This window comes from Nitrospirota bacterium (genome assembly GCA_004296885.1).
Classification (GTDB): Bacteria; Nitrospirota; Nitrospiria; order Nitrospirales; family Nitrospiraceae; genus SYGV01.
This window is the reverse complement of sequence record SCVN01000023.1, coordinates 60,425-74,394: the sequence shown is the minus strand read 5'-3', so window position 1 is coordinate 74,394 and position 13,970 is coordinate 60,425. Positions and strand designations below refer to the sequence as shown.

The window sequence follows — 13,970 nt, the reverse complement described above, 5'->3', positions numbered from 1 at the left end:
AGACCGGTCACTTGCCGGCCGCGCGCCTCACATACGTGCCGGATTTCCCACCGGACTTGGACATGAGGCAAATGTCGCCGAAGCTCATGGCCTTGTCCACGGCCTTGCACATATCATAGATCGTCAGCGCCGCCACGGACACGGCCGTCATGGCTTCCATCTCGACGCCGGTCTGGCCCGTCGTCTTGGCCGTGGCGGTAATCGTGATCGCACAGCGTCCTTGCCGGTCCGGCTCAGCTTCCTCTGTGAACCCCACATCCACGCTGGTCAGCAAGAGCGGGTGACACATCGGAATCAGCTCGGGGGTCCGCTTGGCGCCCATGACCCCGGCCACTTGCGCCACGGCCAGGACATCCCCCTTGGCGATCTTCCCTTGTTGGATTTTTTCCAGCGTTTCCGGCGACATAAAGACAGTCGCCTGGGCCGTGGCAACCCGTTCCGTCGAAGTCTTGGCGCTGACATCGACCATCCGCGCCCGACCTGATTCGTTGAAGTGCGTGAACTCGGCCATTTCTCTTGCGAAATCAGAGATTTTCAACAGAACTGAACCAAGTGAATGATTATAGAAGTCGCCGTGGAGGTGAGTCAAGCATCATCCTTGACTCTCGCCGGGGCCATCCGGGAGAATGACGCATATGGAAGATCGAGTCATGATCGAGCGTCTGGAGTTTCACGGCCATTGCGGCGTGACGCAGGAAGAACGGCAGACACCCCAGCCGATCGCCGTGGACCTGGAACTCATCTATCCCCCCGGCGCCTTGTCCCGAGCTGCGGAGACCGATGACATCGGACGCGCCGTGGACTATGCCATGGTGGCGGAGCGAATCGTCCAACTCGGCCAGGCTCAGGCGTTTGCCCTGGTGGAAACCATTGCGGAACGCATCAGCTCAATGGTTTTTGCGGAGTTTCCCGTATCGGCCCTCCATCTATGGGTGCGGAAACTCGCCCCGCCCTTGAAGGATGTGCGCGGCTCGGTCGGCGTGAGGCTGGAGCGCACCCGTGCCTCGGTTCTTCCTGACCCGCCGCCGGCCCGGTTTCTTCAGGAGCAGATGGCACGCCTCCCGAAAGGCACCGTCTTGGATCTGGCTTCAGGCCAGGGTCGGAATGCCCTGTACCTCGCCGCACTGGGATATACAGTGGAGGCCGTGGATCGGGACCGACAGGCTCTGGCCGCGCTGGCCGAGACAGCCGGCCGACGCAACCTCTCGAACCTGACCACCACATACCTGGACTTGGAAACAGACCCAACCCATCCGCCTGATCTAGGCGCGGCGCGATATGATGCAATCCTGGTCTTTTTCTACCTGCACCGGCCGCTGTTTCCCTCCCTGCTCCGAGCGTTAAAACCCGGCGGCCTGCTGGTCTATGAGACCTTCCTCATCGACAACCACCTGCGCCGGCACCATCCGCGCCGCAAAGAATTCTGCCTGGCCCACAATGAACTGCTGCACCTCGCCGGCGGCTTGCGGGTCTTGCACTACGACGAAGGCGAGCGCGACAGCGGGCCGGAAACCTCTTTCACGGCGCAACTGGTCGCCCGTCGCCAGGACTGATCAGCATAAGGACGAGTCATGAGCCGCATCGACCTGCACCTCCATACTACCCACTCGGACGGCAGCCTCCCGCCGGCCGAAGTGCTGGCGCTGGCGCACAAGGCCGGCGTCACCGCACTGGCCATCACCGACCATGACATTACGGACGGCATCCCCGAAGCCATGAAGATAGGGGCCGACCTGGGCATCGAAGTGATTCCCGGCATCGAAATCAGCTCGCAATGGGAGGACGGCGAGCTGCATATTCTCGGATATTTTCTGGATTGGCAGGATGCGACGTTGAATCAGCATCTGGCGGGTTTGCGCGCCAGCCGTCATCGGCGCAACCCGCTCATGGTCCAGAAGCTCAACGAACTCGGCTTGGATATCACGTATGAGGAAGTCCGGGCCCTGGCCGGAACCGAATCAGTAGGCCGCCCGCACATCGCCCGCCTGCTGATGGAGAAGGGGTACGTTCAATCCGCCAAAGAGGCCTTCGACCGATATCTGGGCAACGGCAAAGCCGCCTATGTTCGACGAGAGCTGCCGGAGCCGGCTGAAGCGATCGGTTGGATCAGAGCCGCCAAGGGCATCCCCGTCCTCGCCCACCCGACCTGGGTCCGGCTGGACGAAACCAGCCTGCTGAAGCTCTGCGAAACCCTCAAAACCGCGGGCCTGATGGGCATCGAGGTCCATTACAGCACCCACAAGCGGGCGCAGACGGAGGAGTATCTCAACATCGCCAAACGTCTGGGTTTGTTGGTGACCGGCGGAAGCGACTTCCACGGACTCACGAAGCCGGACATCCAGGTGGGCGTGGGACGCGGTGGGCTCAAGGTCTCAAGCAAACTCTTGGAGCCGCTTCGGGCAGCCGCCGGGCAAGTGTTGTTCTGATGCAGGGCATCGAGCGTCCCCTCACGTGTCATCATGGAGGAGGGCCGGCCATGAAATCATTCGTGATCTGGGTCGTCATGCTCCTGGGAACCGGATCAGTCTGGGCTTCCGGCATCAGCATGCTCCAAGGGGATGACGGAACCAGCGGAACGCTCTACGATTTCGGCGGAGTCAAACTGTACAACGATTCGCGCGGAACAACCGGCACCGTCTACGACTTCGGAACCATGCAACGCTACCAGTTCAATAACGCATCGGGCGACACCAGCTCCGGCACGATCTACCGCTTCCCCCAGCCGCAAGCCCATTCCACCCTGCCGGCTCCGTCGGTGCCGGTCACGCCGTTGATTCCGGTCATTCCTTACGGCGGAGGGGTCAGCCCGCAGAGCCATCCGGGCGGGGGCCATTGGCGAGGCGGAAGCGGCCGCTAGTTGAAGAAGGCGGCAGGCCGTACGCAGAACGCAGCCAAGACTCCTTCCGCTTCTCCGCCTGCTGCTTTTTGTCTTCTAGTTCTCCGGCGCTTCGACGATGTGGTTCTCGAACCGCGTGCAGCCTTCCGCCAGCAGCCTGTTGGTGAGCATCTCGCCCGGCCATTCGATCGGCAGATCGGCCGTGAACACCCAGACATCCGGCGAGGTCCAGACCGGGCCATGTTCTTCCGGCAATTCGGGATCGAACAGATCCGTCCAGACCGGCATGTAGACCCCGTTACCGCATTGGGTGTGCAGATGCACGATCGTGCGGCTGCGCACCGTCTGGTCCAACTCCCGCCAGACCGCCACGGTTTCGTCCGCCAGCCGGTGCAGTCGCACCGCGTTCTGGGCATCGAACATCGCATAGGCCGCATAGACCGGGGCTTCGATCATCTGCGGCGCCGGCGCCAGCTCGGGACATTGGGCCACCAGCCCGGCCAACAGCGCCTGACGATCCTCGTCTTCCAGCGATTCCGGCAACCCGTGATCCGGCGAACCGATGAGTTCGAAGATCAGATAGGCCGTGGATTCCACCGGCGCGTGCAGCCGCGCCGCCATATACTGCCGGCGCTGCGACTCGGCCAGGGCCGACGTGTGATCGTGCAGGCCATGGAGGGTCAGTAATTCCAAAGTCGCATCGGTCAAGAGGCGGGGTTCCGCCAGTACGACCGTGCCGGGGGGCAACCGCAGATGCTTGTGCAGCAGATCGGCGGTCGTGACCGGATTGATTTTCAATCCCAACGGTGTGGGCAGATTCGCCTGCAGCGGCAACTCCAGCGCCGCCATCACGGCATAGGTTGGTTTCTCGTCCGGCTCCCCTTCCATCATCACCGAGCAGGCGGCTTCCGCCAGGAGGTCGAACAGCCACTCGGCCATCTCCTCGTCCAGCGCGGCCATGACGGTGAGCAGGTCCTGCTCCCGGTCCTGCTCCAGAAACGCTTGCAGCGTGTCCACCGCGGCGTCGGCATCCCCATGGTCGTGCCGGCGCGCGTTGATGAGATGGATGAGATCGCGCGTCAAGGGATCGGGCCTGTTCCAGCTAGTCATTCCCGCCTCCTGCGTCCTGCCTTGTCGCGATCACGGTCGGCTGACCCGAAGGCATCGATATCGAGCCATTCATGTTGCCAAACTTTCCCGTCAGAGGCAAGCCCCGCGAATAATGATGAACGCAGAACGATGAACCCGTCCCTCGTTTATCATTCCGCATTCCCCATTCATCACTATGCTCCAATCACTTTCACCAGCACCCGCTTCCGACGCCGCCCGTCGAACTCCCCGTAAAAAATCTGCTCCCAGGGGCCGAAGTCCAGCCGGCCCTCCGTGATCGCCACCAGCACTTCCCGCCCCATGAGCTGCCGCTTGATGTGCGCGTCGCCGTTGTCCTCGCCGGTCTCGTTATGCCGGTAGGCCGCCTGCTGGGGCGCCATCCGCTCCAGAAACTCGTCGTAGTCTTTCAGCAGGCCCGGCTCATCGTCGTTGATATAGACGCTGGCCGTGATGTGCATGGCATTGACGAGCACCAGCCCTTCCTTCACCCCGCTCTTCTTGACGGCGGCTTCTACGAGCGGCGTGATGTTCAGATAGGCCCGGCGCGTCTTCGTATCGAACCAGAGTTCCTCGCGGTAGGATTTCATCGGGGGTTCACGCGTACGGTCGCAGCTATTCTGCCCCAGATTTCGTGCCAGATGCAAGGCCGACGTCGCACCCATAGTGCCCGTCCCGACTTTCGACTATAATAGTCCGTATCAGGCCTTGGGTTCGAGAAGTCCGGCAACCGTGGCTTGTGAGGTCTCCGGTTCATGCGCCACACCGATACTCCCGCTCGACCCGCTCCGCGCCTGTCGGCCAACGCCCTGGCCGTGCTGCGCCGCCGCTATCTGGCCAAAAGCGCCGACGGCACACCCATCGAAACGCCGACACAGATGTTCCGTCGCGTGGCCGCCAATATCGCCGCAGCCGAGGCACTCTATGCCGGCGACGGCGCCACACGCCGGCGGGGCGCTCAGGATTTCTTCCGGCTGATGCACTATCTCGATTTCCTGCCGAACTCCCCGACCCTCATGAACGCCGGCCGCACGCTACAGCAACTCTCGGCCTGTTTCGTCCTGCCGATCGACGATTCGCTGGAGTCGATTTTCGAGGCGGTGAAGGAGCAAGCGCTCATTCATCAATCGGGGGGCGGCACCGGATTCTCGTTCAGCCATCTGCGCCCCAAACGAGATCGCGTGGCCTCTACCAGCGGCGTGGCCTCCGGACCGGTCTCCTTCTTGCGGGTCTTCAACATGGCCACCGAGGTCATCAAGCAAGGAGGCACCAGGCGCGGGGCCAATATGGGCATCCTCCGCGTGGACCATCCGGATATTCTGGACTTCATCGCGGCCAAACGCAGGCCGGGAGAATTGACGAACTTCAACCTCTCGGTCGGCATCACGGATGCCTTCATGCGCGCGCTGCAACGGAACCAGCCCTACACCATCGTCAACCCGCGCACGGGCCGCCGCGTCGCGCAACGTCCGGCCGCCGAAGTCTTCGACCGCCTTGCGGGAGCCGCCTGGGAATCGGGCGAACCGGGCGTGGTCTTTCTGGACACGATCAACGCCGCCAACCCCACCCCGCACATCGGTCGCATCGAAGCGACGAACCCTTGCGGCGAACAGCCGCTGCTGCCCTACGAGTCCTGCACCCTGGGCTCGATCAACCTGTCGCACTTCGTGACCGGTGCGCGCGGCCGCCCGCGCATCGATTTCGACCGCCTGGGCACGATCATTCCGCCGGCCGTCCGGTTCCTGGACGACGTGCTCGATATGAACCGTTATCCCCTGCCCGAGATCGAGGCCATCACGAAAGGCAACCGCAAGATCGGCCTCGGCGTGATGGGATTTGCCGATCTCTTAATCAAGCTGGAGATCCCCTACGACCAGGAGCGGGCGCTGGATGTCGGCGAGCAGGTCATGAAGTTTGTCCGGGAGCAGGCGCGGGCCGCTTCCGCCGCTCTGGCACACGAACGCGGCGTATTTCCCAACTTCAAAGGCAGCCGTCTGGAAACCGACGGCCACCGGTTGCGCAACGCGACCGTGACGACCATCGCGCCCACGGGCACGCTCAGCATCATCGCAGACTGTTCGCCCGGCATCGAACCGCTCTACGGCGTCAGCTTCGTTCGAACTGTGATGGAGGACGTCCGGCTCGCCACGTTCCATCCGGAATTCATCCGGCGCGCCCGCGCCGCCGGCATCTATACGACAGGATTACGCGCGCGCGTGGCCGCCAACGAGTCCATCCAGGACCTCGCGGACATTCCCGCCGACCTGCGCCGGCTCTTCGTCACTGCCCACGACATCGCGCCGGAGCATCACGTCCGCATGCAGGCTCGGTTCCAGAAATACAGCGACAGCGGCGTCTCAAAGACGATCAACCTGCCGCGCACCGCCACCAAGGCCGATGTGGCCGCCGCCTTCCGGCTGGCCTATCAACTGGGCTGCAAGGGCATCACCGTCTTCCGCACGGGCAGTCGCGAGAAGCAGGTGATGTCATGCACGAGCATGCAGTACTGCTGAGGGGACGCTGTCAGCGATCAGCTTTCAGCGGTTAGCCGTGAGCAGATGGGAGCAAAAGCCGGAGGCCAAGCTGTGCAAGAGCCGACGGCTAATGGCCGAACACTGATGGCTACGATTCGCCAGCCGGCCGTCGCAGGGCAGTTCTACAGCGCCGACGCGGACACCCTCGCCGCCGACGTCGTCCGGTATACCGAATCCACCGCCGTGCCGACTCCCGCCATCGCTGTCGTCTGTCCCCATGCCGGGCTCATGTATTCCGGCCACGTGGCCGGAGCCGTCTACGCCCGTGTAGCCCTGCCGCAAACCGTCATCCTGCTCGGCCCCAATCATCGCGGGATGGGGCCGCCTCTGTCCGTCTATGCCCGGGGGACGTGGCTGGTGCCGGGCGGAGCCCTGGCGGTGGACGAGGCGCTCGCGGAGATCATTCTGGCTCGCGATCCCGCGGCGGAGGCCGATACCACGGCGCACCAATACGAACATTGCCTGGAGGTCCAGTTGCCGTTCCTGCGGCGGTTCCGGCCGGATGTGCGGATCGTTCCGATCTTGCTGGGGCACTTGCCCGACCGCGCCTACGCGGATCTGGGCCGGCGCCTGGGCGACATCCTGCGCGAAGCGGCCGACCGCGAAGGCCCGCAACACCGGCCCTTGCTTGTGGCCAGCACCGACCTGACCCACTATGAGTCCGATGCCGTGACCAGGGCCAAGGACCGGCATGCGATCGAGGCCATTCGGAACCTGGACCCGGAAGGATTGGGCGCAGCCGTGCGCGCCCACCGCATCACCATGTGTGGCTATGGAGCCACCGTAGCCATGCTCCATGCAGCCCGTTCCCTGGGCGCCGGGAGCGCCTCCCTGGTCCGCTATGCCACCTCCGGTGACATCACCGGCGACCACGATTCCGTCGTCGGCTACGCCGGACTCCTCATCGCCTGACAGCCGGTTTGTCGCCTGCCCGCATCCGGGGCGGGAAGCGTTTGACAGGACCGCAAGACGATGGTAAGTACATGCTTTCTTGCGTGCGATTCCGGTCCGGTGAGAGAAGGAGGAGTCTGATGTTCACAGCGTCCGGCAGCCCAGCCGCCGTCAACAGTCTTCCCGCATGGAACATTCTGTTCGCCCGCGAGCCGGAGCCGGATCTGGAATTGGACGAGACGACCGCCGACCTGGACGAGACCGTCCCATCGGATGACGACGGAGGCGACTCCCAGGGCCCCGGGGACGACAAGAAACAAAAGATGATCAAGCTGGCGCTGCTGGCCGTCGTGGCAGGAGCCGGCCTCTACGTGGCGATGGACCCCAGTATCCTGATGGGCCCTGCGGAAGATCCGCCTCCGGCGCCCGCACCCGCCGCCCCCAAAGCGGCTCAAGCCCCGGCGGCGCGGCCGAATCCCGCCGCTTCGCCGACTTCGATGGCTCCGCCACCGACAGCCCAAGCACCTTCACCGGCCCAGGCCCCGCAGGCCATGCCAACCGCCCCGGCTCCGGCCCAGCCCAAGAGTTCCATGCCGGTCATGGCAGCAGCCCCGGCTCCCGCGATGCCGAGTGCGATGCCTCCAGCCCCACCGAAACCAGCTCCTGCAGTTTCGACAGGGCTCTCGCCCCTCTTCAGCGAGGGCCAGCCCGTGGTGGTCTTGGCGGACCCGGCCAAACCGACCGGGCCTGTCGCCCTGATGGCCGATGCGGGCAGCAGCCGACCCGGCCCGACGGTGGCGGCGAACACGGCCGCAACGGTGGTGGACGGAGAACTCCGGAACAACAGCTGGGTCTATGCAGTCCGCACCCCTCAGGGCGCAACGGGCTGGATCTCCGAAAAACAACTACAGGCCAAGCCCTAATCCAAGCCAGGTGCGCGCGGACCTGGCCGCTCCGCCCGACGGCGGCCCTGACCCTCGGGACGCGCATGCTATAATGGCCGGCGTCACACCCAAACCCTCACACCCGATGTTGCGAGCGATCATTTTCGATTTCGACGGAGTGGTGGCCGACAACGAGCCGATCCACTTCATGATGTTCCGCCAGGTGCTGGCGGAAATCGGCCTGCCCCTCACGGAAGCCGACTACTACGCCAAGTACCTCGGGTTCGACGACAAGGGCTGCTTCGCCGCGGTCCTCGCCGCACACGGGCGCCCAACCCCGCCCGAACTGGTCCAGGACTTGATCGCCCGCAAAGCCAAGGCCTACCTGGCTTACATCCGGGACCATTTGGTGATTTTCCCCGGCGTGCGCGAACTGGTGCGGGAGGCGGCCACGCGGCACCGGCTGGCCATCGCCTCCGGCGCGCTCCGGCATGAAATCGAATATATTCTCGAGCAGGCGGGCATCCGGAAGGAATTCGAGCACATCACCAGCTCGGAGGACGTCCGGCAAGGCAAACCGGACCCGGAAGGTTTCCTCCATGCCCTAGCTTCCTTGAACCGCCAGACACAACCAGGGCAACGGCCCCTCGCCGCCGCGGACTGTCTGGTGATCGAAGACTCCATTCCCGGCATCCAGGCCGCCCACGCAGCGGGCATGAAAGTCCTGGCCGTGGTGAACACCCACAAAGTGGAGGAACTGCGGGATGCGGATGCCCTCACCCATTCCCTGGCGGACGTGAACTTGGCCGAACTCGAAGGCCGCTTGTGGAAGAACGGACCCCTAGCATGAGAATCTGCTCCCTCCTGCCCGGCGCCACCGAAGTCGTGGCCGCCCTCGGCCTGGCGGACGACGTGGTCGGGGTCAGCCATGAGTGCGACTATCCGCCGGCCATGCGCCACAAGCCGGTCCTGGTCACCCCGGTCATAGACGCGGAACGATCCGACAGTGCGGAAATCGACCGGCAGGTGCGGAACACCCTGGCAGAAGGGGAACGGCTCTATGCCCTCGACGAACGCCTGTTCGCCCAGGCGCAACCGGACCTCGTCATCACCCAGGACCTCTGCCAGGTCTGCGCCGTAACACCAGGCCAATTGGAACAGGCCATACAATTACTGCCTAAGCAACCACGCCTGCTCACGCTGAATCCAAGCAGCCTCACGGACATCATCCATGACGTGGAACGCATCGGCGTAGCAACCGGGCAGACAGACAAGGGGGCCACCTTCGCCGCCTCGCTACGCGCCCGCTTGCAAGCCATCCGCGGGCAAGTCTCCGCGGGCAAGACCAGGCCGAAGGTCGTCTGCCTGGAATGGCTCGACCCTCTCTACTTGGGCGGCCATTGGGTCCCCGAGATGGTGGACTGGGCCGGTGGCCGGGACATGCTCGGCACGGCCGGCGCACCATCCACCAAAGTGACCTGGGAACAGGTGCAAACGGCCCAGCCTGAAGTCGTGATCATCATGGCTTGCGGCTTTTCCGTGGAACGGACCCTGCGCGAACTGGAAGCCAAGCCGCCCCAAAACAGGTGGCCAGGCTGGCAGGATCTCCCGGCGGTTCGGCAGCATCGCGTCTACGCCGTGGACGCAGCCGCCTATTTCAGCCGTCCCGGCCCGCGCCTGGTGGACGGGATCTCCATCCTCGCTTCCCTCTTGCACCCGGAACTCTTTCCGGACCGTGAACAGCCACCCCCCGCGCAAGCCCGGCGCCTGGACCAACCGACACATCGCACCGCCTGAGATTCCCCATGACGCCCGTCGAAGCCCAAGCCTATTGCACGGCCCTCACGAAACAGAGCGGGAGCAATTTCTATTACTCGTTCTTCTTCCTCCCCCAGGCGCGGCGCGAGGCCATGTACACGGTCTATGCCTTCTGCCGGGAAGTGGACAATGCGGTGGACGAGGCGCCGGCCGGGACCGACCCGCAGCAAGCCATCGCCCGGTGGCGGGAAGAACTGGCCGCCGCCTATCGGGGCACCCCCACCCATCCGGTGACGATCAGCCTGGCCCAACAGGCCAAGACCCTGGCGATTCCGAAAGAATACTTCGACGAACTCATCGCCGGCATGGAGATGGACCTGACCACTCTGCGGTACAAGACCTTCGACGACCTCTCGCGCTACTGCTACCGGGCGGCTTCCGTGGTGGGACTCATCTGCCTGCACGTCTTCGGCACGCGCTCGCCGCTCGCGCGCGACTATGCGATCGACCTCGGCATGGCCTTTCAGCTCACCAACATCCTCCGCGACCTGGGCACAGACGCGGACCGGGGCCGCATCTACCTGCCGCAGGACGAGCTGGCCCGCTTCGGCTATCGGGAGGAGGAGATGCTGGGGAAGAGCTATTCGCCGGCGTTCCGGGAGCTGATGCGGTTTCAAACCGAACGAGCCCAAAGCTATTACGACAAGGCCAGCCAGGCGATCCGGCAGATGCCGGCCGACGACCGGCGGGCACTCACGCCGGCGGAAATCATGCGCGGCGTCTACAGCCGCATCCTGGACCGGATCATCGCCGGCGACTACCAGGTCTTCGGCCCCCGCATCACCGTCGCCCCGGCCCACCGCCTCGCCCTCGCCGCTGGCATCTGGCTGCGGAGCAAACTACAAACAGCCTAAACATCCATCGGGAAGATTTTCGCCACACCTAAAGTGGTTCCGCTCAATCGCTCTCATGTCGTTCAATACATGAATCCAGAGAGCCAATCTCTTGCAAATACCAATATTCTTGCGCTATCCTGCTTGCATATCTTAAAGGAGTATCTTCGGAGTATATCTGTCATGGGTGCTATCTCGCTAAAATTGCCGGACAAACTGCTGGCAACAAGCCGACATTGTGCCGACAGCCTCCACCTGTCGCGGGCGGCTTACATCCGTCGCGCCATCGAGCGCATGAATCAGGCCACGCGCGCGCGACTGAGGGCGGAACGACTGGCCGAAGCTTCCCAAAAAGTTCGCAAAGAAAGCTTACGCGTGAACGCCGACTTCGCCGCGATCGAACATGCCCCCGATGCCTAATCGGGGCGAGGTATGGCTGGCCAATCTCGACCCACGGCACGGCACCGAGCCGGGCAAAATGCGCCCCGTGCTGATTGTCCAAGCCCAAGCACTCATTGACGCGGAACACCCTTCAACGCTCATCGTCCCTTTGACCACCAATCTCGTTGACGATGCCGAGCCATTGCGCATTCGCCTCGCTCCGTCCGGCCGCTTGCGCCGCTCTTCCGACCTCCTGATCGATCAACTCCGGGCTATCGACAACCGCCGCCTGTCCAATGGACCGCTGGTTCGGCTGTCCCCCCAGATAATGACCCGCATCAACAATGCCATCCGAGACATTCTGGATCTCGATGAAGTGCTTTAACCCTCGTTCCTCCCCGCTTCCTACACAAACACATAGATACCTTCCGCGCGCATTGGGCGCGCCACGAGAAAGCTTCCCTGCCCTGTTAGGCCACCACCACGCCACTCTGCTGATGCCGGTGAAGGCGCGCGTAGTAGCCGTTCCGTTTCAGCAACTCGTCGTGCACCCCCTGTTCGACAATCTCACCCTTCTCAATGACGAAAATGACGTGGGCCGGCCGAACCGTGCTCAAACGGTGAGCAATGATAAAGACCGTACGGCCCTTGCAGATCTTGGCGAGGTTCTGCTGAATGATGGACTCGGACTCATAATCGAGGGCGCTGGTCGCTTCGTCTAAAATCAAAATGCGCGGGTTGGGCACCAAAGCCCTGGCGATAGCAATTCGCTGGCGCTGGCCGCCGGACAGGGAACAGCCCCGCTCCCCCACCATCGTGTCGTATCCCTCCGGCAATTCCAGAATGAATTCATGCGCCCCGGCTAACTTGGCTGCTTCGACGACCTCGTCCATACTCGCGCCTGGCCGGGCCATGGCGATGTTGTCCCGCGCAGTCTTATTAAACAGGAAGTTCTCCTGCAGCACGACCCCGACCTGGCGACGAAGCCACGTCGGGTCCACTTGGGCCAAGTCCAGGCCGTCGATGAGGACCCGGCCCGACGCAGGAACATACAGGCGCTGGATCAGCTTGGTCACCGTACTCTTGCCCGACCCGGACCGCCCCACGATCCCGATCACGCTGCCAGGCTTCACGTAGAACGAGATATTCTTGAGGATGTCTCTCCCGTCCGGCCGATACCGAAAATGAACTGCATCAAAGACGACCAAGCCTTTGACCTGTGTCAAGGTCGTCCGGGACTGACCGTAGCTGGGCTCCGCCGGGGCGTTCAAGAGATCGCCGAGACGCTGGATCGAAATCCCCACTTGCTGGAACTCCTGCCAGAGGTTAAGGATGCGCAACAACGGCGCGCTCACCTGGCCCGACAACATGTTGAACGCCACCAACTGCCCGATGCTCAGCTCTCCTTTGATGACCAACTGTGCCCCCATCCACAGCACAGCGATCGTCGTCAGCTTCTGAATGCACTTCGCGGCTTGACCGGCGGTGTTGATTAAGTTGGTCGCCCGGAAGCTTGCCTGCACATAGGCTGCCAACTGCTCCTCCCAGGCGCGTCGCATCGTCGGCTCGATGGCAAGGGCCTTGACCGTCTGGATGCCGGTCACCGCCTCCACCAGAAAGGCCTGGTTTTCAGCCCCGCGATTGAATTTCTCGTTCAGTCGGCGGCGGATGATCGGCGTCACGGCGAGCGAAATAACCGCGTAAAGCGGAAGAGCGGCGAGCGCGATCGCCGTGAGCGTGGGGCTGTAGAACAGCATCACGACCACGAAGACGATCCCGAAGAAGAGATCGAGCACCACCGTCACGGCATTGCTCGTGAGAAATTGCCGGACCGTCTCCAACTCGCGTACCCGCGCCACCGTATCCCCGACTCGGCGGGTTTCGAAGTAGGCCAGGGGAAGCGCCATGATATGCCCGAACAGTTTGGCGCCGAGGCCGACGTCGATGCGGTTCGTGGTGTGGGAAAACAGGTAGGTCCGGAGCCCGCCCAAGACCGCGTCGAAGATCGCCAACGCAACCATGCCGACGGCCATCACGTAGAGCGTCGTCATCCCATTGTGAACCAGGACCTTGTCGATGATGACCTGCGAGAAGAGCGGAGCTACCAGGGCAAACAGCTGGAGAAAGAATGAGGCCAACAAGACCTCGCCCAGAAGCACCCGGTACTTCACGAGGGCAGGGATAAACCAAGTAAAGTCGAAGGACCGAGCATCCTGTCCGAGCCAACCTCGCGTGGCGAGCAAGATCAACCGGCCGGTCCACAAATGTGCAAAGGCATCGCGAGACAGGACGATTGGCTTGGCCTGAGATGGGTCTTGAATCAGAACGGCATCGGCCTGGGCCTTGGCGAGTACGACGTAGCGACCGTCACGCAGTGGCGCCAGCGCCGGGAGCGGCATGACGGCCAAGCGCGCCCACTGGCTTGGCCTTGCGCTGGCCTTCAAGCCAAGACTCCTGGCGGCGAGCAGTAGATTGACTTCGCCTAAGGGCTGTCCGGCTGTCCCAAACTGGTGTCGCACCTGCTCGGGATCGGCCGGGAGCCCATGAAACCGGGCAACGATCAGAAGGGATAGCAGTCCCGTATCAAGAAATTGAGGCTTGCTATTGACAGGCGGGACGGACGAGCCGGCAGGCGCGCCGGCCGCCAGATGAACCGCAGTCGCACCCATGAGCACAAACTCCTTCG

14 protein-coding genes are annotated in these 13,970 nt (G+C 63.3%); 10 read left to right on the top strand and 4 right to left on the bottom strand.

Annotated elements, in window-relative coordinates:
- Positions 1-7: 7 nt before the first annotated feature.
- A complete protein-coding gene (gene moaC / locus EPO61_13420; protein TAJ06981.1) occupies positions 8-511 on the bottom strand; it encodes a cyclic pyranopterin monophosphate synthase MoaC in 504 nt (167 codons plus the stop codon).
- Positions 512-626: 115 nt separating this feature from the next.
- Between moaC and folB the strand changes: the two genes are divergently transcribed.
- From folB to EPO61_13405, 3 genes are read left to right on the top strand one after another with little or no spacing between them, the layout of a single operon-like run.
- The gene (folB, locus tag EPO61_13415) at positions 627-1,553 is read left to right on the top strand and encodes a dihydroneopterin aldolase (GenBank protein TAJ06980.1); all 927 of its coding nucleotides are present in this window, start codon (positions 627-629) and stop codon (positions 1,551-1,553) included.
- A gap of 18 nt (positions 1,554-1,571) precedes the next feature.
- On the top strand, positions 1,572-2,426 hold the full coding sequence (locus EPO61_13410; GenBank protein TAJ06979.1) for a PHP domain-containing protein: 855 nt from the start codon (positions 1,572-1,574) through the stop codon (positions 2,424-2,426).
- Positions 2,427-2,476: 50 nt separating this feature from the next.
- On the top strand, positions 2,477-2,857 hold the full coding sequence (locus tag EPO61_13405; GenBank protein ID TAJ06978.1) for a hypothetical protein: 381 nt from the start codon (positions 2,477-2,479) through the stop codon (positions 2,855-2,857).
- 75 nt (positions 2,858-2,932) lie between these two features.
- On the opposite strand, the gene EPO61_13400 is transcribed toward EPO61_13405, so the two are convergent.
- Together EPO61_13400 and EPO61_13395 are read right to left on the bottom strand one after the other, a co-directional pair.
- Positions 2,933-3,946, bottom strand: a complete 1,014-nt coding sequence (locus tag EPO61_13400; GenBank protein TAJ06977.1) for a hypothetical protein — start codon at positions 3,944-3,946, stop codon at positions 2,933-2,935.
- 173 nt (positions 3,947-4,119) lie between these two features.
- Positions 4,120-4,533, bottom strand: coding sequence for a YjbQ family protein (locus EPO61_13395; GenBank protein TAJ06976.1), 414 nt, complete (start codon positions 4,531-4,533; stop codon positions 4,120-4,122).
- 165 nt (positions 4,534-4,698) lie between these two features.
- On the opposite strand from EPO61_13395, the gene EPO61_13390 reads away from it, so the two are divergent.
- The 7 genes from EPO61_13390 to EPO61_13360 all read left to right on the top strand — a co-directional run bounded on the left by EPO61_13390 (position 4,699) and on the right by EPO61_13360 (position 11,669).
- Positions 4,699-6,456, top strand: a complete 1,758-nt coding sequence (locus EPO61_13390) for an adenosylcobalamin-dependent ribonucleoside-diphosphate reductase (protein TAJ06975.1) — start codon at positions 4,699-4,701, stop codon at positions 6,454-6,456.
- Positions 6,457-6,561: 105 nt separating this feature from the next.
- Positions 6,562-7,389, top strand: coding sequence for an AmmeMemoRadiSam system protein B (gene amrB / locus EPO61_13385; GenBank protein ID TAJ06974.1), 828 nt, complete (start codon positions 6,562-6,564; stop codon positions 7,387-7,389).
- Between the two features lie 744 nt (positions 7,390-8,133).
- Positions 8,134-9,102 (top strand): HAD family phosphatase, encoded by a 969-nt coding sequence (locus tag EPO61_13380; protein TAJ06973.1) that lies wholly within the window; start codon positions 8,134-8,136, stop codon positions 9,100-9,102.
- Entirely contained in the window at positions 9,099-10,049 is a 951-nt protein-coding gene (locus EPO61_13375) for a cobalamin-binding protein (protein ID TAJ06972.1), read from the top strand. Before EPO61_13380 ends, EPO61_13375 begins: the two co-directional genes overlap by 4 nt.
- 8 nt (positions 10,050-10,057) lie before the next feature.
- Positions 10,058-10,924 carry a squalene synthase HpnD gene (gene hpnD, locus EPO61_13370; protein TAJ06971.1) on the top strand — a complete coding sequence of 289 codons (867 nt, stop codon included), beginning with the start codon at positions 10,058-10,060 and terminating at the stop codon, positions 10,922-10,924.
- A 162-nt stretch (positions 10,925-11,086) separates the two neighbouring features.
- A complete protein-coding gene (locus EPO61_13365; protein TAJ06970.1) occupies positions 11,087-11,323 on the top strand; it encodes a CopG family transcriptional regulator in 237 nt (78 codons plus the stop codon).
- Positions 11,316-11,669 (top strand): type II toxin-antitoxin system PemK/MazF family toxin, encoded by a 354-nt coding sequence (locus EPO61_13360; protein TAJ06969.1) that lies wholly within the window; start codon positions 11,316-11,318, stop codon positions 11,667-11,669. The genes EPO61_13365 and EPO61_13360 overlap by 8 nt, the downstream gene beginning before the upstream one ends.
- An 85-nt stretch (positions 11,670-11,754) precedes the next feature.
- On the opposite strand, the gene EPO61_13355 is transcribed toward EPO61_13360, so the two are convergent.
- A complete protein-coding gene (locus EPO61_13355; protein ID TAJ06968.1) occupies positions 11,755-13,953 on the bottom strand; it encodes a type I secretion system permease/ATPase in 2,199 nt (732 codons plus the stop codon).
- Positions 13,954-13,970 lie beyond the last annotated feature (17 nt).